Source organism: Streptomyces sp. NBRC 109706, assembly GCF_000974485.1.
In the GTDB taxonomy this organism is placed as follows: Bacteria; Actinomycetota; Actinomycetes; order Streptomycetales; family Streptomycetaceae; genus Streptomyces.
On the sequence record NZ_BBOM01000012.1, the window covers coordinates 148,858 to 166,054 of the forward strand.

The window sequence follows — 17,197 nt, forward strand, 5'->3', positions numbered from 1 at the left end:
GGGCGTGGGACCAGAGAGGGAGTCATGCGCGAGATCGCGGTCTTCAGCGGCAGCGCCCATCCGGAGTTGGCCCGGGAGGTCTGCGCGCATCTGGGTGTGCCGCTCCTGCCCAGCAAGGTGGATCGTTTCGCCAACGACTGTCTCCAGGTCCAGCTCGCCGCGAACTGTCGGGAGCGCGATGTCTTCCTGATCCAGCCGCTGGTCAGGCCGGTCCAGGAGAACCTGGTCGAACTGCTGCTGATGCTGGACGCGGCCAGGGGCGCCTCGGCGGCCAGGACCACCGTGGTGCTGCCGCACTACGCCTACGCGCGCTCGGACAAGAAGGACGCGCCCCGGATCTCCATCGGCGGCCGGCTGATCGCCGATCTGATGGTGACGGCGGGCGCCAGCCGGGTGTTGGCGCTGACGCTGCACTCGCCCCAGGTGCATGGTTTCTTTGCCGTGCCGGTCGACCATCTGCATGCGCTGCGGGAGTTGGCGGCGCACTTCAGGGGCCAGGATCTGAGCAACGCGGTGGTGGTCTCGCCCGACCTCGGCAACGCCAAGGAGGCCGCCGCGTTCGCCAGGCTGCTGGGCGTTCCGGTGGCCGCCGGCGCCAAGCAGCGGTTCAGCGACGACCGGGTCACCATCAGCTCGGTGATCGGCGAGGTCGCCGGGCGGGATGTGATCGTGCTGGACGACGAGATCGCCAAGGGCAGCACCGTGGTGGAACTGCTGGGCAAGCTGCGGGAGTTGAACGCCCGCAGCATCAGGGTGGCGTGCACCCACGGGCTGTTCTCGCAGGGCGCCCTCGGCCGGTTGAGCGCGGAGCCCGACGTGCTGGAGATCGTCTGCACCAACACGGTGCCGATACCGGCCGAGGAGCGCACCGAGAAGCTGCGGGTGCTCTCCATCGCCCCGGCGCTGGCCGAGGCCATGCGCCGGATCCACAACGGCGAGTCGGTCAGCGCCCTCTTCGACCAGTAGCGTCCCCGTCGCGGATCAGGGGCAGATCCCGGAGACCGTCGTCGGCTGGCTCACCGTCAGGGCGCGGTCGATCTGGTCGGTCCAGTCGTAGCCGACGCCGCCCGCGCCCACCGTCAGCCCGTTGATGCCGGTGTTGTTCCAGGTGTGCGCGAAGGCACTGCGCGCCGTGAGGTTCGTGCACGCTCCCTGGCCCTCGAAGACCATCGCCAGGCTGCCCGTCGCGACATTCATGTCGCCGCCGGACTTCTCCGGCCAGATCAGAAAGCCGACGCCCCACCCGTTCACATCCGTCGCGTCCTCGCGGCTGACATTGGGGAACGCCGAGGTGTTGCCGGCGTAGTGCACCACCTGGAGAACGGGGCTGACCTCCGTGTCGAACCAGGTGGCCACGGCCTGGTTGCCGGTCATCGGCTGGCCGGGCACGCTGTTCCAGTTCCACTCGGCGAACGCCACCCAGCGTTCCTTCCCGTTGACCTGGCCGATGCTGTAGACGGCGGGCGCGGTCACGTTCACCTGGTCCGCCGGCGGGATCTCGGTGGTCGCGCCCGCCCCGCCCGGCCGGTCGACCCGGCTGAGGCAGGCGAACGAGGCGAGCCGCTGGTCGATCTCCGCGTCGTCGTGGCCCTTGGCCCGCAACCCGCCGATCAGCGAGAGCAGTTGGTCGGCCCCCTGCCGGGTGTCGGCCGCCACGCGTGGTTCACAGGTGGCGTCGGTCGCCTCGCCCGTGGCGCGTGGCTCGGCCGCCGCGCCCGGCGCGGCCGGCAGCGTGAGCGCCACCACCGCGAGCAGAGTGGTCGCCAGCAGTGTCAACGGCCCACGTCGCGCCCCTGATGTGCGTCGCACCTGGCCTCCCGACTTGTCGATATGGCTACTTTGGCAAGGCGTCGCATCCTAGTCGCAAATCGGTGGGGACGAAAGAATCCCCCTCGGATCGGCACGAAGGGGATACGGATCGTCACCTGGGGGCGTGGGCGGCCGAGTTGGCCCGTCCGAGAGGACGAGGCCCGGCGCCGAACCCCCGTGGGTCCCGACGCCGGGCCTCGTCCGTGAAAGACACCCGGTCGCGGCTCGAAAGCCGGGTCGTACGACGGCCCGTGGGCCGTTTTCCACTCAGCTGACCCTGGCGGGCTCCTGCTCCTGATGCCGCGTCACGGCGTCACGACCCTTGCCATTGGCCTCCAGATAGCGCTCAAGGGACTCGCCCTCGACATCCACGTTGGGCAGGATGCGGTCCAGCCACTTCGGCAGCCACCAGGCGCGGGCGCCGATCAGGCCCATGACCGCGGGCACCAGTGTCATCCGGACCACGAAGGCGTCCAGCAGCACGGCGGTGGCCAGACCGAAGCCCATCATCTTGACCATGGCCTCGGCGCTGGTGATCGCGAAGCCGGCGAACACGCTGATCATGATGACCGCGGCGGCGGTGACCACCCGCGCGTTCAGGTTGAAGCCGGTGACGATCGACTGGCGGGCGTCCTCGCCATGCACATGCGCCTCGCGCATCCGCGTGACCAGGAAGACCTCGTAGTCCATCGCCAGACCGAAGATCACACCGACCATGAAGATCGGCATCAGGCTCATGATCGGCCCGGTCTCGTGCACGCCGATCAGCTCCGCCGCCCAGCCCCACTGGAAGACCGCGACCACGGCGCCCAGCGCCGCGAGCACCGACAGCAGGAAGCCGAGCGCGGCCTTCAGCGGCACCAGGATGGAGCGGAAGACCAGCACCAGCAGAACGAACGCGAGGCCGACCACCAGGGTCAGATAGGGCACCAGCGCGTCCGACATGACGTTGGAGAAGTCGATCTCGGCCGCCGTGACGCCGGAGACCAGCACCTTCGCCCCGGTGTCCGCCTCGACCTGCGCGGCGACGTCCTCCCTGATGTGCTCCACCAGTTCCGAGGTCGCGTGGTCCGAGGGACCGGTGGACGGGAAGGCCAGCACCGTGGCGACGGTGCCGTCGGGGTTGACGTTCGGCGGCGCGGTGGCGACCACGCCGTCCAGGCCCCCGAGGCGGTCGGTCACATCGGCGGCGACCTGCTCCACGTCGGCCCCGCCGGTCGCGTCGATGACCAGCATCAGCGGACCGTTGAAGCCCGGGCCGAAGCCCTCGCTCAGCATGTCGTAGGACTTCCGCAGGGTGGTGTCCTCGGGCTGGGTGCCGTTGTCCGGCAGACCCTGCTCGATGCTCGCCACCGGAATGGCCAGCACGCCGAGGCCCACCACGGAGGCCGCCAGCACCAGGGCGGGCCGCTTCAGCACGGCCTTGGCCCAGCGGGTGCCGCCGTTGTCCTTGCCCGGCTTGTTCAGCGAGAGCGGAACGCCGGTCTCCGGGTTCTGCGCGCGCAGCTTGCGGCCGAAGATCCGCTTGCCGACCATGCCGAGCGCGGCGGGCACCAGGGTCAGGGCGACGAACACCGCGATGACCACGGCGGCGGCCGCCGCGAGACCCATCTTGGTGAGGATCGGCACATTGACGATGGCGAGACCGGCCAGCGCGATGACCACCGTGAGACCGGCGAACACCACGGCGGAACCGGCGGTGCCGACGGCCCGGCCGGCGGCCTCCTCGCGGTCGTGCCCCTCGACCAGCTCGGCGCGGTAGCGGGACGCGATGAAGAGGGCGTAGTCGATGCCGACCGCGAGGCCGATCATCATCGCCAGGATGCCGGTGGTCTCGGAGAGGCCGAGGGTGCTGCTCAGCGCCGTGATCCCGATCATCGCGATCATGACGCCGACCAGCGCGGTCAGCAGCGGCAGACCGGCGGCGACCAGCGAACCGAAGGTGATGACCAGCACGATGGCCGCGACCACGATGCCGATGACCTCACCACCGCCCATCTCCATCTCCTCCATGGCGACCTCGCCGCTGGCCTCGACGGCGAGCCCGGCGTCACGGCCGGCCTCCATGGCGTCGATCAGCTGCTGGCGCATCTCATGGGTGATGTCGCCCCACGCCGCGTCGTAGGACACGGTGAGGTAGGCGGTGGAGGCGTCCTCGCTGACGGACGACGTCTCGAAGGGGTCGGTGACGCTCACGACCAGGTCGGAGCCCACGAGCATCTCGCGGACGTCGCCGATGGTCTCCTGATGGGTCGGGGTGTCCAGCCGCTCCCCCTCGGGGGCCTGGAAGACGACCTGGGATTCAAGATTGTCGGCGCCGGCCTGGGGGAACTCCTCCTCCATGAGGTCGAAGGCGTCCTGGGACTCGGTCCCAGGCAGGGCGAACTCGTCGGTGGGGGGCGTACCGGCCGTCGCGGCGGCGCCGCCGACGCCGACGAGGAGCGCCAGCCACACCAACGCCACCCACCAGCGGCGTCGGAAGCTCAGGCGTCCGAGTTTGTACAAGAACGTGGCCACGGGGCAGGTTCTCCTGTCCGGGTGTCGTGAATCGAATTAGCAGATGAGTCAGCTCATGTCACGAGACGCGGCACAGGCCGTTGGGGATGAGTCCACCAAGCGCTTGTGATACGAATCACTTTTCGTGCCGCTTTGTGACTTGCCGCTGCTTTCCGTGACCCGAAGCATGGGACCGTGAGCGACGAACCGAACTCATCTGACGCACCGCCGAACCCGCGACGGGATCCCGCACCCGCGGAACCTGACGGGTACCTGAGATTTCCGCATCTCCACGGTGACCTGTTGTGCTTTGTCGCCGAAGACGATCTGTGGCTGGCGCCCTTGCCCGCCGCAGGCCCAGGCCACACGGCGAAGGGCCGGGCCTGGCGACTCACAGTCGATCGTACCCGCTTGGGTCCTCCCCGGTTCTCTCCCGACGGACAGCACATCGCCTTCACCAGCTGGCGCACCCTGGACCCGGAGATCCACCTCACCCCGGTGAACGGCGGGCCGGTACGGCAGCTGACCCACTGGGCCTCCTACGACACCCGGGTGCGCGGCTGGACCCCGCCGGACGCCACCGGCGACAGCCGGGTGCTGGCCATCGGCTCCCACCAACAGCCGTTCTCGCACTTCGCCCGCGCCTACACGGTGCCGACGGCCGGCGGCCCCGGCGACGAGCTGCCCTGGGGGCCGGTCTCCGACATCGCCGTCAACGGCCACGGCGCCGACCGCCGCACCCTGCTGCTGACCGGCGCGGCCTCCCACGACCCGGCGGACTGGAAACGCTACCGAGGCGGCGGAACGGGCCGCCTCTGGCTCCATGGCGAACGCCTCCTGGCGGATCTTGGCGGCCAGTTGAACAGCCCGATGTTTGTCGGTGACCGGATCGCGTTCCTCTCCGACCACGAGGGAGTGGCCAACGTCTACTCCTGCCGCCCCGACGGCAGCCAGCTGTGGCGGCACACCGACCATGACGCGTTCTACGCCCGGCACGCGTCGACCGACGGCCACCGGGTGGTCTACCAGTGCGCCGGCGAGCTGTGGCTGCTGGACGATCTGGGCCCCGGCTCGGTACCGAGGCGCCTCCCCATCCGCCTCGGCGGCCCCCGCAACGGCCGCCGCCCCTACCAGCTGCACACCGCCGCCCATGTGGACTCCCTCACGGTGGACACCACGGGTCGGGCCAGCGCGATCTGTGTACGCGGCGGGCTCTACTGGCTCACCCACCGCGACGGCCCGGCCCGCGCCCTGACCGACGCCCCCGGGGTCCGCGTCCGCCTCCCGCAGATGCTCGGCGACACCGGCCGCATCGCGTATGTCACGGACGCGGACGGCGAGGACGCGCTGGAGATCGCCCACCTCCCCCGCGTCAGCGGGGGCCGCGAGCCGCTACGCCTCACGACCGGCCCCCTGGGCCGGGTACGCGAACTCCTCGCCACCCCCGACGGCACGGCGGTGGCTGCCGCCACCCACGACGGCCGCCTCCTCGTCATCCCCATCCCGAACGACGCGGCGGAAGCCTCCGGCGGCGAGACGGAAGCCTCCGGCGGTCTGGCGGATGGCGATGGGAGGGACGCCTCCGGCGGCCCGGCGGATCATGAAACCGGCCAGGAGACCGGAGCCGCCGAGGAGGGACCCAGCGAAACGGATGCCTCCGGCGGGGCCGCCAGCGCGACGCCCAGCCCTGCAGACGGTGATGGGACGGACGCCTCCGGCGGGGCGCCGGCTGGCGCCACCGGCGGAACGACCGGCACAGCCGGCACTGCGGCCAGCGGCGAGACGGAAGCCTCCGGCGGTCCAGCGGATCACGAAACCGGCCAAGGGACCGAAGCCGCCGAACAGAGGCCCAGCGAAACGGACGCCTCCGGCGGGGAGGCGGATGGCGCTGTCAGCGGGAGGAGCGGCGCGACTGGGGGTGCGGCTGGCGCCGGCGGCGGACAGGCCGGTGCTCCTGCCGAGGAGACGACCGGCATCCCCGGCGCAACGGGCGGCGAAGCCGGCGGCCAGGGCGACGGACCCGTCACCAAGGCGGACGCCACCAGCGGAACTCCCCCGACAGCCCGTTCCCCCCACCCGCCCGGCAAGGCTGACGCCGCAAACGCCGACGGCCAGGGCAACCGCTCCGCCACAAAAGCAGACGCCACCGGCAGCGGAGCTACCGGAAAAACCGGGAAGGCTGCGGCCAGCAGCGAAGCTGCCGACCAAACCACCGCCGGCCCGACCAACGAAGCCGTGGCTGCTGCCGGCCCGTCCGGCGAGGACCCCGCTGAGGGGGCGGGGGTGGCTGTCGTCGCAGAGGTCATCGAACTCGCTCGGTCGGTGAACGGCCCGGTGCGGGATCTCGCGTTCTCGCCCGATTCGGCGTGGTTGGCCTGGGCGCATCCGGGGATCGGGCGTTCGTTGACGCAGATCAGGATCGCCGAGTTCGCGGCCGAGGAGCCGACGGTGCTGGAGGTGACGGACGGGCGGTTCGAGGACGAGGAGCCCGTGTTCACCTCCGACGGCCGGTATCTCGCCTTTCTCTCCTGGCGCGGTTTCGATCCGGTCTACGACGTGCACACCGGTGGGCTGTCGTTTCCGCTCGGGTGTCGTCCCTATCTGGTGCCGCTCTCCTCGGCGACCAGGTCGCCGTTCGCGATCACCCCGGAGGGGCGGCCGGCCGCCGGGGGGCTCGATCCGGACGAGGCGGGCGGCGAGGGTACGGACGGGGGCGGCGGCGAGGGCCGGGTGATGGTGGAGGCGGAGGGGTTGTGCAGCCGGGTGACCCCGTTCCCGGTGGCCGCCTCCAAGTACTCGTCGCTCCATCCGGTGAGCGGTGGCGGTCTGGTGTGGCTGCGCTGGCCGATCTCCGGCGCGCTCGGGGAGACCTTTCTCAATCCGGACAACACCTCCGGCAAGCCGTCGCTTGAGCATTTCGACCTGGCCAAGGCGAAGCGCACCGAACTCGCCGACGGCGTCGACTGGTTCGCGCCCAGTGGGGACGGTTCGCGGCTGGTGATCAGCGAGGACAACGATCTGTCGGTGGTCTCGGCGACGGACAGCACGGACAGCGATGCGGCGGTCCGGGTCGATCTGCGGCGGATCGTTCATGTCGCCGATCCGGCGGCGGAGTGGCGGCAGTCGTTCGAGGAGGCGGGCCGGCTGGTCAGGGACTACTTCTGGGATCCGGGGATGTGCGGGATCGACTGGCAGGCGGTGCTCGCGCAGTACCGGCCGCTGGTGGAACGGGTGGCGAGTCCCGACGAGTTCGCCGATCTGCTCACCGAGACGATGGGCGAGTTGGGCACCTCGCACGCGTATGTCAGTGCCGGGAGGTTCAATGAGGGGCCGTGGCACTACCAGCGGCCCCAGGGGTTGTTGGGCGCCAACTTCGCCCGGACGAAGGACGGCGGGGGCTGGCAGCTGGCGCGGGTGCTGCCGGGGGATTCGTCCGATCCCAAGGCGCATTCGCCGCTGGCCGGTTCCGGTGTGCGGGAGGGGGCGGTGCTGACGCATGTCGGGGGTCGGCCGGTGGATCCGGCGCTCGGGCCCTGGCCGTTGCTCGCCGGCACCGGCGGCACCAGCGTGGAGCTGACGTTCGCCGACGAGTCGGGTCGGCAGCGGCGGATCGCGGTGATGCCGTTGATCGACGACCGGCAGCTGCGCTACCAGGACTGGGTGGCGCGCCGTCGGGAGCTGGTGCGGGAGTTGAGCGACGGGCGCTGCGGCTATGTGCACATCCCGGACATGGGTGGCTCGGGTTGGGCGCAGTTCAACCGGGATCTGCGGCGGGAGTTCGACCGTGAGGCGCTGATCGTGGATGTGCGGGGCAACGCGGGTGGGAACATCAGCGAGTTGGTGGTGGAGAAGCTGAGCCGCACCATTCTCGGCTGGGATCTGACCCGGAACGCGCAGCCCGTCTCGTACACGTCGAACGCGCCGCGCGGTCCCGTGGTCGCGGTGGCGGACGAGGCCACCTCGTCGGACGGTGACATGATCACGGCCGCGTTCCGGCTGTTGGGCCTCGGGCCCGTGGTGGGGTCCAGGACATGGGGCGGGGTGGTCGGCATCACCGGGGAGCACCGGCTGGGGGACGGCACGGAGATCACGGTGCCGATGAACGCGGCCTGGTTCGACGCCTACGGCTGGGACGTGGAGAACCACGGCGTCGCCCCGGACATCGAGGCGCTGCGTACGCCGCTGGACTGGGCCGAGGGCCGGTCCGTGGTGCTGGACACGGCGGTGCGGGTCGCGCTGGATCTGCTGGAGCGGCATCCGGCGGCCAGTCCGCCCGGCTACCAGCGCATTCCGGATCGCGCGCGCCCCCCGCTGCCGTCGCGCACCGTGGCCCCTGGCTCGGCGCTGGAGTGCGAGGACGGCGAGTCCGTGTGACGCTGGACGGGGACGGCGGTTTACTCCGTTTGCCCCAGATTGCGGCCGAACCGGCTTTTTTCTATGTCGAGGAGTGGCATCACATGGGCATCTCGGACCAGTTCAAGGACAAGGCCCACGAACTCCAGGAGCGCGCCAAGGACGCCATGGGGAACAAGGACGAGTCCAAGGACCGCCAGGACAAGCAGCAGCGGACCGACGACAAGAAGGAGGGCGGCATGATGGACAAGGGCAAGGACGCGGCCCAGAAGGCTGCCGACCGCGCCAAGCAGCGTGGTCAGGACCGCTGACCGCCCCACCTCCATGCCGCATCCGACGCGCCCCGGCCGGCCCACCAGCCCCGGGGCGCGTCGTGTGCCGGTTCAGGGCCGGGTCTGGGCGGCCCGGCCGCCGGGGCCCACCAGCCCCCGGTGCTCGGGCGGCGGGCCGAGGGCGCGCAGCCGGCGTTGGGCCAGCCGGCCGCCCAGCAGGCCGGGCAGGACGGGGCGCGTCGGAACTATGCCTCGGATCCAGCGCTGGGCGTAGACATGCGGGGCGCGGCGTTCGATGCCGGCGGCGAGGCGGACGACGGCCGGGCGCAGCGGGGTGGTGCGGTTGGCCGGCCAGGGCAGTCGCAGGCGGGCCTCCCGCAGCCGCTCGTCCGCGTCGGCGCCGCGCACCATGTCGGTGTCGGTCCAGCTGAGATAGGCCACGCCGACCGCCACCCCGTCGGCGGCGACCTCGGCCCGTAGGCAGTGCGCGAAGGCCTCCACCCCGGACTTGGAGGCGCAGTAGGCCGTCATGAGCGGCGCCGGTGTGATCGCGGCGAGCGAGGCGATCTGCAGGTAGTAGCCGCCGCCGGCGCGCAGCGCGGGGAGGAACGCGCGGCAGGTGACGGCGGAGCCGATGAGGTTGACCTCGATCACCCGCCGCCAGACGTCCTCGTCGGCGTCGGCGAAGGGGCCGCCGGCGGCGACCCCGGCGTTGGCGACGACGGTGTGCACCGCGCCGAACCGTTCCGCCACCTCGGCGGCGACCCGGCGCATCGTGTCGGCGTCGGTGACATCCGCCGGCCAGGCGGCGGCCTCGCCAGGCAACTCGGCGCGGACGCGGTCGAGTTCGTCCGGTTCGAGGCCGACCAGCGCGAGTCGGGCGCCGCGCGCGGAGAGGACGTTCGCCAGTTCGGCGCCGATGCCCCGGGCGGCGCCGGTGATCACCACGACCCGGCCGGCGACCGGGTGGCGGCGGCGGACTGTTCTCCGTCGGACTGTCACAGCTGCTCCTTCGCGAGTCTGGTCGCCGTTTCGACCACGGTGTCGGTGGCCTCGATCGGGGTCATATGGCCGATGCCGGGGAGGCGGACGAAGCCGTCGGGTCGGCTGAGGCGGGCGTGGATGCGATGGGCGTGCACGGCCGGGGTGAGACGGTCCGACTCACCCTGCAACAGGGCCACGGGGATGTCGAGTCGGCCGATCCGGTCGGCGAGGTCGAGTTCGGCGAGGACGGCGCCCCATTCGCCGCGTGCGTGGCGCGGGCAGGCCCTGGCCATCCGGGCGACCGCGTCGCACTGGGCGCGGGTCGCGGCGGGGCCCATGGTGATGTGGTGGATCAGCCGCCGGGAGAGGGCGGTGACCGGGCCGTAGCCGAGGGTGGTGCGCAGAAAGGCCCGTTGTCCCCTGCGGCGCCGGCGGCCGGGGCGCAGCGGGAGCACGGTGGACTCGTCGGCGAGCCGGTCCATGCCGGTGCTGCACAGCAGCGCGGCGGCGGCATGGGCGCGCAGTTCGGGGCGGTCGGCGGCCGCGACGATGGTCATGGCGCCCATGGAGTGGCCGACCAGCACGGCGCGCCGCCCCTCGTCCAGGGTGGCGGCGAGCACCGCGCAGAGGTCGTCGGCAAGCGCCTCGGGCGAGCAACTTCCGGGCGTGGCCGGGCTGTTGCCATGCCCGCGCTGGTCGTAGAGCACCACCCGGTGGCCGGTGGCGACCAGTGGCCGCAGCACCGGGTGCCAGAAGGTGGTGCGGCAGACCCAGCCGTGGACCAGCACCACGGTCGGGCCGTCCTCCGGCCCGTGGATCTCGGTGTACGGCCGGGCGCCCCCGGTGGAGACGACGGTCGGCCGGCGGACATCGGCCCGCCGGGAGAGTTCAGCCATGGCGCAGCACCTCGTACTCGTCGAGTCGGACGGACCTGGTGACCCGGCGGAACTCGGCGGTGGTGCCGGGCCAGATGGTGGTGTTGCGACCGTTGGCGTCCAGGTACCAGCTGTCGCAGCCGCCGGTGTTCCACACCGAACGGGAGAGCCGTCGCCGCAGACCGTCGGTCCAGGCGTCCACCGCCGCGCGGCGTGGCACCAGCGCGGCGCGTCCCGAGGCGCCGCTGCCGAGGGTTCCGAGCTTGGCGAGATAGTCGGCCATATAGGCGAGTTGGGCCTCGATGATCAGGATGATCGAGCTGTGGCCGAGGCCGGTGTTGGGGCCGACCAGGGTGAGGAGGTTGGGGAAGCCGGCGGTGGTGGTGCCGCGCAGCGCGGCCATCCCGTCGCGCCATTCCTCGGCCATGGTGATGCCGGCCGCGCCCGTGACCCGGTGGGCGATCGGCACGTCGGTGGCGCGGAAGCCGGTGCCGAAGATGACCGCGTCGGCCTCGAAGGACCGCCCGTCGCTCGCCACCAGGGTGCTGCCGCGCACCTCGCGCAGCCCCGAGTCGATGAGCCGGACATGGGGCCTGGTCAGCGCGGGGTACCAGTCGTTGGAGAGCAGGATCCGCTTGCAGCCGATGCGGTAGTCGGGGGTCAGCCGGCGGCGCAGCTCGGGGTCGGCGACGGAACGCCGCAGATGGATCCTGGCCAGCCGTTCGGCGACGCGCATCCACTCCGGGTGCCTGGCGAAGGCGCCGACCACCAACTCGCGGCTGCCCCAGATGAGTTGTCGGCGGGCGGCGGCGGTGGCCGGCAGCCGCCGGTGCAACCCGCGCTCGACGGCGGCGATCCGCCGGTCGCCCCGGGGCAGCACCCAGGGCGGGGTGCGTTGGAAGACGGCCAGCTCGTTGACCACCCGTTGGATCTCGGGCACGAACTGGATCGCGGAGGCGCCGGTGCCGACGACGGCGACCCGTTTGCCGCGCAGCGGGTAGTCGTGGTCCCAGCGCGCCGAGTGGAAGACCCGGCCGGGGAAGTCGTCCAGCCCGGGCACCTCGGGCAGTCGGGGGTCGGCGAGCGGTCCCGCGGCGGAGACGATGACATCGGCCTGGTAGGAGCCGGCGTCGGTCTCGATCGCCCAGCGCAGTTCGGCGCCGTCCCAACGTGCCTTCAGGACCTCGGTGTTCAGCCGCAGATGGGGGCGGAGCCGGAAGTCGTCGGCGACCCGTTCCAGATAGTCGCGGATATGTGGCTGTCCCGAGAAGCTGCGCGGCCAGTCGGGGTTGGGGGCGAAGGAGAACGAGTAGAGGTGGGAGGGCACGTCGCAGGCGCACCCCGGATAGGTGTTGTCCCGCCAGGTGCCGCCGATCGAGCCGGCGCGTTCCAGCACCACGAAGTCCGTGATGCCCATGCGACGCAGCGTCACCGCCGCGCCGAGTCCGCCGAATCCCGCCCCAATCACCGCGACGCGTACGCGCATGTCCGTCCGCCTCCCGCCAGCCGACGTCAATGTGCCAGTAATCACTGGCACATTGACAGCCTAGGGCGGAGCGGTACCGACCGGTAGGGGGTGTGCACGGTCGGGTACTCCTACACTGCCTCGGGTGGACGCACGTCAGGCTCAGCGGGAGGAGCCCACCGGGGAGTACCGGGCGGCGGAGTTGGCCGCCGCCGCCGGCATCACCCCACGCACCCTGCGCTTCTACCGGGAGCGCCGGCTGCTGCCGCCACCCCGGCGCGAGGGGCGGATCGCCTGGTTCGACGAGCGGCATCTGGAGCGGCTGCGCACCATCTCCGCGCTGCTGGCCCGCGGCCACACCCTGGGCGGGATCGCCGAGCTGCTGACCGCCTTCGCGTCCGGCCAGGACGCCGAGCGGACGGCCGAACTACTGGGCCTGACCGAGGCGTTGCCGTGGGCGGAGGAGGAGCCGGTGCGGCTGACCGCGCGCGAGCTGGCCGACCACTACCGGGGCGAGACGGATCCGGAAAACCTGCGGCTGGCGATGGAGATCGGCTATCTGCGGCCGGCCGGGGAGACCGTGATCCATGTCAGCCGCGATCTGCTGGAGGCCTCGTCCGCCCTGGTGCGGGAGGGCATCCCGTTGGCCACGCTGCTCCAGGCCGGACGTCAACTCCGCGCCCACGCCGACGCGTTGGCGTCCGTGTTCACCGAGGTCCTGCGGCAGCGGGTGCTCCCCGAGGTGCTCGCGCCCGAGGGCGGCGAACGGGCGGAGCCCGCCTCGGCCGAGGACATCGAGCGGCTGACGGAGGCCCTGGGACGGCTCCGCCCGCTGGCCAAGAAGGCGGTGTACGCGGAGGTCTCGCTGGCCCTGGACCGGCGACTGCGCGCGGCCCTGGAGGCGGGCACCGCCCCGGACGAACCGGCCTGAGCCTCAGTCCGTCGACTCCTCCGACATGGACATCAGCCCGCGCATGCCCTGCCGCAGCACCGCCTCGTCCACCCCGCCCGCCTCGTCGGCCCCGCCGAAGAGCGCCCGCTGCAGCAGGAAGCCCTGGGCGCTGGCGGCCAGATAACGAGCCACATGCGCCGGCTCCAGATCCGCCCGCATCCGTCCCTGCCGCTGGTAGACGGTCACGATCCTGGCCCAGTACCCGAGCAGCGCGTTGAACCCCTCCGAGAGGATGGCGTGCAGATCGGGGTTGCGCAGGGTCTCCGCCCACACCTGGATGACCAGGGCGGGCGAGGCGGTCAGCCGGGTGCCGGCCCGGTGCACCCCCTGGAGCACCAGCACATCGGGCGGCGGCGGATCGTCCGAGTCGGCCGACTCCTGGAAGCTCTCCCGGACGGCGGACAGCACATCCTGGGCCAGGGCGAGGATCATCGCGTCCTTGCTCGGGAAGTACCGGTACACCGCGCCGGCGGAGAGGCCGACCTCGCGGAGGATGTCCTGCATCGAGGTGCCGTGAAATCCGTCACGGGAGAAGCAGCGCGCGGCGCCCTCCAGGATCTGCCGACGTCGTGCGGCCAGGTGTTCCGGTGATACGCGCGCCATGTCCGCACCCTAAAGCGAACGTTCGTTCTTGACAACCGCACGGGTCGGGGCGCACCGTGATGCGGGGGAAAACGAACGATCCTTCTCCCTCCCGTGGTCGACTCCCAGCCCCCGTCGGTGCGTTCGCGCCGACCGTGCGCACTCACCCTCTGGAGGCCCGTCGTGAGCACGCAGCGACAGCCCACTTCCGCGACTCCCACCCCCGAGGCCGGGGCCGGGAGCCCGCCCGCGCGGTCGGGACCGCCGCTGCCGCCGGCGCGGGCCCTGATCGCCGTGATCGTGGCCGTTCCGCTGCTGATCGGCCTGGTCCTGTGGGCCTTCGCCTGGCCGGCGGCCAGGACCGCCCCCCATGACCTGCCGGTCGGCGTCGCCGGACCCGCGTCGGTGACCGAGCGGGCGGCGGACGGTCTCGCCGCCCAGGGCGACGCCTTCGAGGTGCACCGTTACGCGGACCAGGCGGACGCGCGGCGGGCCATCGAGAACCGCGAGATCTACGGGGCGTTCGTCTTCGACGAGAACGGCGCCCCCGAGGTGCTGACCGCGAGCGCCGGCGGCGGCTCGGTGGCCCAACTGCTCGTGGAGGCGGCGCAACGGCAGGCGCCCGACGGCGTCGGCGTCACCGTCACCGATGTGGTTCCGGCGCCGGACGCCGACCCCAGGGGCGCGGCCTTCGGCGCCAGCCTGCTGCCACTGGTGATGGCCGGACTCGCCACCGGCGTGCTGATCACGGTCACCGGGCTGCGCGGCGGCCGGGCGCTCGCCGGGCTGCTCGGCGGCGCGGCACTGGCGGGGATCATCGCGGCCCTGCTCTCGCACAGCTGGCTCGGGGTGCTGGCCGGCGACTGGTGGGCGGTGGCCGGAACGCTGGGCCTGCTGGTGCTGGCCGGCGGGGCGACGGTCGCGGGGTTCGCGGCGCTGCTGGGCCGGCCCGGTATCGGGGTGGGCGCACTGCTGTTGATGCTGCTGGGCAACCCCTGGTCGGGGGCGTCCTCGGCGCCCGAGATGCTGCCGGCGCCGGCGAACCTGCTGGGCCAGTGGCTCCCCACCGGCGCCGGCTCCAGCCTGCTGCGCTCGGTCGCCTTCTTCGACGGCGGCGGGGGCGGCTTCCCCCTCGCGGTCCTGCTCGGCTGGGTGCTGCTCGGCGCGGCGGCCGTCCTGATCGGCGGCCGACTGACCGCTGGCCGCTCGGCCACGACGGCGGCCGGTGCGCTGGCGCGCTGGCGGCCGTAGACACCGCGGTGCCGCCCCGCGCGGCAGCGCGGCCGGCCGAGCAAGAACCGATAAGCCCACGGCCGCAGCGCCCGGCAACGACCACGACCACGACCCACCGAACCGCACCGTGCTGACCACCGCTTGGCCAGGCCCACAACGGCCAGCTCCAACAACCGCTGGCGCGCTCGTAGCGCCAGACACCGCGATCCCGCCCCCCGCGGCAACACGGCCGCCCCCGGCCGGCAGGCCGAAGTGGCACCCGCACGACCGGCCGCCCGCCGGCGAGGCCACAGCGGCTCGCGGCGGCAGATACCGCGATGCCGCCCGTGCGACCGGTCGGCTGCCCGCCCGGCGAGGGCTACAGCGGTTTGCTGTAGCAGCGGCTGCTGGGTTCGTGGCGGTAGACGCCGAAGTGCCGCTCGCGCGGGAGCATCAGATAGCCGCTGGAGGCGTAGAGGTTCATCGCCTCGGGCTGGGCGATGCCGGTCTCCAGCACCATCCTGGTCCGGCCGGCCGCTCGCGCGTCCTCCTCAAGACGGCCGAGGATCAGCCGAGCCAGGCCGAGCCCTCTGGCCTCCGGCACCACATACATCCGCTTGATCTCGGCGTCCCCGTCGAGGTACCCCTCCTCGCCGGCCCGCTGGGCGCGCCAGCCGCCGGTGGCGACGGGGCGGCCCAGCGGGTCGTAGGCGAGCAGGTACACCCCGTGCGGCGGTTCGAACATCTCGGGCGCCAGCGGGGTGATGTCGCCGTCGCTGTCGTAGCGCTCCGCGTACTCCGCCTGCACCGCGTCGTTGAGCTTGCGGGCATCGGGATGATCAAAGCGGGTCACGACCAGGTCCATGGTGCTCATCGTACGAAATGCGGAGAGGGCGCGGTATGCGCCGGCCGGCCGTCCCCTACCATCCAGCCATGTCGATCTCCTATGGCTGGCGTGCCCCCTTCCGCAGCGTCGAGGCCGAGGCCCTGCACGCCGAGGGGTTCGGGCACGAGCCCGGTGACGAGGACTGGTGGGGGCGGCTCAACGCCCACAGTCTGGGGTGGGTCTGCGCCCGCAGGGAGCGGGACGGGGCGCTGGTCGGCCTGGTCAACGTGGCCTGGGACGGCGCCGCGCACGCGTTTCTGCTGGACACGGTCGTGGCCGAGGCGGAACGTTCGCACGGGGTGGGCCGGGAGTTGGTGCGGCACGCCGTCGAGGGGGCGCGGGCGGCCGGCTGCGACTGGCTGCATGTCGACTACGAACCGCATCTCGCCGGCTTCTACGCCCGCACCCCCGGGCTGCGCCCCACCCAGGCGGGGCTCGTCCCACTCCGCTGACCCGGCCGCTGTGCCATCGCGGTGGGATATGGCCGCCATTCAGAGGGCGAATGACCGAGGCGGCCGAACGAGCCCCCGTGTTCGCATGGCTCGCAGCCCGGCGCGCTGACCGGGAGTGCGAGGGAGCGGAAGGCGGTTGGTGTGGTGACAGCCACCCGGCGGGTCGTGGTCATCGGCGGTACCAGCGGAATCGGTGCGGCGGTGGCCGAGCGGTTCTCGCGGATGGGCGCCGAGGTCACGGTGGCCGGTCTTGATGCCCAAGCACCGGCCGTTGAGCTGGATGTGACACAGGCCGACCAGGTTGAGGCGTTCTTCGCTCGCTTCGATTCGTTGGATGTCCTGATCAATGCCGCCGGCGTACTCCGCCGGGACGAGGAGCACCGGCCCGAGGTCTTCGAGCAGGTACTGGCGGTCAACCTCACCGGCACCATGCGCAGTTGTGTCGCCGCCCGTTCGGCACTGGTCGCGGCCGGCGGCTGTGTGGTCAACGTGGCCTCGATGCTGAGCTTCTTCGGCGGGCCCAGGGTGCCCGGCTACTCGGCCAGCAAGGGCGGCGTCGTCCAGCTCACCAAGGCGCTCGCCGTGGCCTGGGCCGGGGACGGGGTCCGGGTGAACGCCGTGGCGCCTGGGTGGATCAGAACGCGGCTGACCAGCGAACTCCAGGAACAGAGCCGGGCGGCGGACCAGATCATCTCCCGCACCCCCATGCGCCGCTGGGGGGAGGCATCGGACGTGGCGGGCGCGGTGGCGTTTCTCGCCGGACCCGACGCCGGCTTTGTCACCGGTGCGGTGCTGCCGGTGGACGGCGGCTATCTGGCCAGCTGACCACCCCGTGGCGCGACCCGGCGGAACCAGGCAA

Annotated in this window: 14 protein-coding genes; 7 read left to right on the forward strand and 7 right to left on the reverse strand. The window is 72.1% G+C overall.

Translation table 11 applies throughout. The features are described 5' to 3' along the window. Positions 1-24 precede the first annotated feature (24 nt). Positions 25-966: a ribose-phosphate pyrophosphokinase gene (locus AOM46_RS28050; protein ID WP_062216518.1), complete on the forward strand. Its 942-nt coding sequence runs from the start codon at positions 25-27 to the stop codon at positions 964-966. A 15-nt stretch (positions 967-981) separates the two neighbouring features. Here the strand turns inward: AOM46_RS28050 and AOM46_RS28055 are convergent, their stop codons facing one another. Together AOM46_RS28055 and AOM46_RS28060 are read right to left on the reverse strand one after the other, a co-directional pair. Further along, a complete protein-coding gene (locus AOM46_RS28055; RefSeq protein ID WP_158920725.1) occupies positions 982-1,809 on the reverse strand; it encodes a hypothetical protein in 828 nt (275 codons plus the stop codon). A 267-nt stretch (positions 1,810-2,076) separates the two neighbouring features. Continuing rightward, a complete protein-coding gene (locus AOM46_RS28060) occupies positions 2,077-4,326 on the reverse strand; it encodes an MMPL family transporter (RefSeq protein ID WP_078857257.1) in 2,250 nt (749 codons plus the stop codon). Positions 4,327-4,578: 252 nt separating this feature from the next. Between AOM46_RS28060 and AOM46_RS35675 the strand changes: the two genes are divergently transcribed. Both AOM46_RS35675 and AOM46_RS28070 read left to right on the forward strand, forming a co-directional pair. Then, positions 4,579-8,679, forward strand: a complete 4,101-nt coding sequence (locus AOM46_RS35675) for a S41 family peptidase (RefSeq protein WP_062216800.1) — start codon at positions 4,579-4,581, stop codon at positions 8,677-8,679. Positions 8,680-8,762: 83 nt separating this feature from the next. Further along, complete coding sequence (locus tag AOM46_RS28070) at positions 8,763-8,969, forward strand: hypothetical protein (protein ID WP_067226673.1); 207 nt, start codon at positions 8,763-8,765, stop codon at positions 8,967-8,969. 72 nt (positions 8,970-9,041) lie between these two features. Here the strand turns inward: AOM46_RS28070 and AOM46_RS28075 are convergent, their stop codons facing one another. The 3 genes from AOM46_RS28075 to AOM46_RS28085 are packed head-to-tail and all read right to left on the reverse strand — an operon-like array spanning position 9,042 to position 12,275. Beyond that, a complete protein-coding gene (locus AOM46_RS28075; protein ID WP_062216524.1) occupies positions 9,042-9,932 on the reverse strand; it encodes an SDR family oxidoreductase in 891 nt (296 codons plus the stop codon). Next, the gene (locus tag AOM46_RS28080) at positions 9,929-10,810 is read right to left on the reverse strand and encodes an alpha/beta fold hydrolase (protein WP_062216525.1); all 882 of its coding nucleotides are present in this window, start codon (positions 10,808-10,810) and stop codon (positions 9,929-9,931) included. The genes AOM46_RS28075 and AOM46_RS28080 overlap by 4 nt, the downstream gene beginning before the upstream one ends. Beyond that, complete coding sequence (locus tag AOM46_RS28085) at positions 10,803-12,275, reverse strand: NAD(P)/FAD-dependent oxidoreductase (RefSeq protein ID WP_062216528.1); 1,473 nt, start codon at positions 12,273-12,275, stop codon at positions 10,803-10,805. The genes AOM46_RS28080 and AOM46_RS28085 overlap by 8 nt, the downstream gene beginning before the upstream one ends. A 124-nt stretch (positions 12,276-12,399) precedes the next feature. On the opposite strand from AOM46_RS28085, the gene AOM46_RS28090 reads away from it, so the two are divergent. Further along, positions 12,400-13,185 (forward strand): MerR family transcriptional regulator, encoded by a 786-nt coding sequence (locus AOM46_RS28090; protein WP_062216531.1) that lies wholly within the window; start codon positions 12,400-12,402, stop codon positions 13,183-13,185. A gap of 3 nt (positions 13,186-13,188) precedes the next feature. Here the strand turns inward: AOM46_RS28090 and AOM46_RS28095 are convergent, their stop codons facing one another. Beyond that, the gene (locus AOM46_RS28095; protein ID WP_062216533.1) at positions 13,189-13,809 is read right to left on the reverse strand and encodes a TetR/AcrR family transcriptional regulator; all 621 of its coding nucleotides are present in this window, start codon (positions 13,807-13,809) and stop codon (positions 13,189-13,191) included. A gap of 246 nt (positions 13,810-14,055) precedes the next feature. Between AOM46_RS28095 and AOM46_RS28100 the strand changes: the two genes are divergently transcribed. Then, positions 14,056-15,039 (forward strand): ABC transporter permease, encoded by a 984-nt coding sequence (locus AOM46_RS28100; protein ID WP_062216803.1) that lies wholly within the window; start codon positions 14,056-14,058, stop codon positions 15,037-15,039. A 340-nt stretch (positions 15,040-15,379) separates the two neighbouring features. On the opposite strand, the gene AOM46_RS28105 is transcribed toward AOM46_RS28100, so the two are convergent. Continuing rightward, complete coding sequence (locus AOM46_RS28105) at positions 15,380-15,865, reverse strand: GNAT family N-acetyltransferase (RefSeq protein WP_062216535.1); 486 nt, start codon at positions 15,863-15,865, stop codon at positions 15,380-15,382. A gap of 68 nt (positions 15,866-15,933) precedes the next feature. Here AOM46_RS28105 and AOM46_RS28110 point away from each other — a divergent pair, with 68 nt between their 5' ends. Beyond that, positions 15,934-16,338 carry a GNAT family N-acetyltransferase gene (locus tag AOM46_RS28110; RefSeq protein ID WP_062216806.1) on the forward strand — a complete coding sequence of 135 codons (405 nt, stop codon included), beginning with the start codon at positions 15,934-15,936 and terminating at the stop codon, positions 16,336-16,338. Between the two features lie 141 nt (positions 16,339-16,479). Further along, a complete protein-coding gene (locus AOM46_RS28115) occupies positions 16,480-17,163 on the forward strand; it encodes an SDR family NAD(P)-dependent oxidoreductase (protein ID WP_062216537.1) in 684 nt (227 codons plus the stop codon). The last annotated feature ends 34 nt before the right edge of the window (positions 17,164-17,197 follow it).

Bases quoted from the DNA above. Each gene is read 5' to 3' on its own strand.
- AOM46_RS28080 (WP_062216525.1), bottom strand. From the start codon at position 10,810: ATGGCTGAACTCTCCCGGCGGGCCGATGTCCGCCGGCCGACCGTCGTC.
- AOM46_RS28070 (WP_067226673.1), top strand. From the start codon at position 8,763: ATGGGCATCTCGGACCAGTTCAAGGACAAGGCCCACGAACTCCAGGAG.
- AOM46_RS28095 (WP_062216533.1), bottom strand. From the start codon at position 13,809: ATGGCGCGCGTATCACCGGAACACCTGGCCGCACGACGTCGGCAGATC.
- AOM46_RS28050 (WP_062216518.1), top strand. From the start codon at position 25: ATGCGCGAGATCGCGGTCTTCAGCGGCAGCGCCCATCCGGAGTTGGCC.
- AOM46_RS28105 (WP_062216535.1), bottom strand. From the start codon at position 15,865: ATGGACCTGGTCGTGACCCGCTTTGATCATCCCGATGCCCGCAAGCTC.
- AOM46_RS28085 (WP_062216528.1), bottom strand. From the start codon at position 12,275: ATGCGCGTACGCGTCGCGGTGATTGGGGCGGGATTCGGCGGACTCGGC.
- AOM46_RS28110 (WP_062216806.1), top strand. From the start codon at position 15,934: ATGTCGATCTCCTATGGCTGGCGTGCCCCCTTCCGCAGCGTCGAGGCC.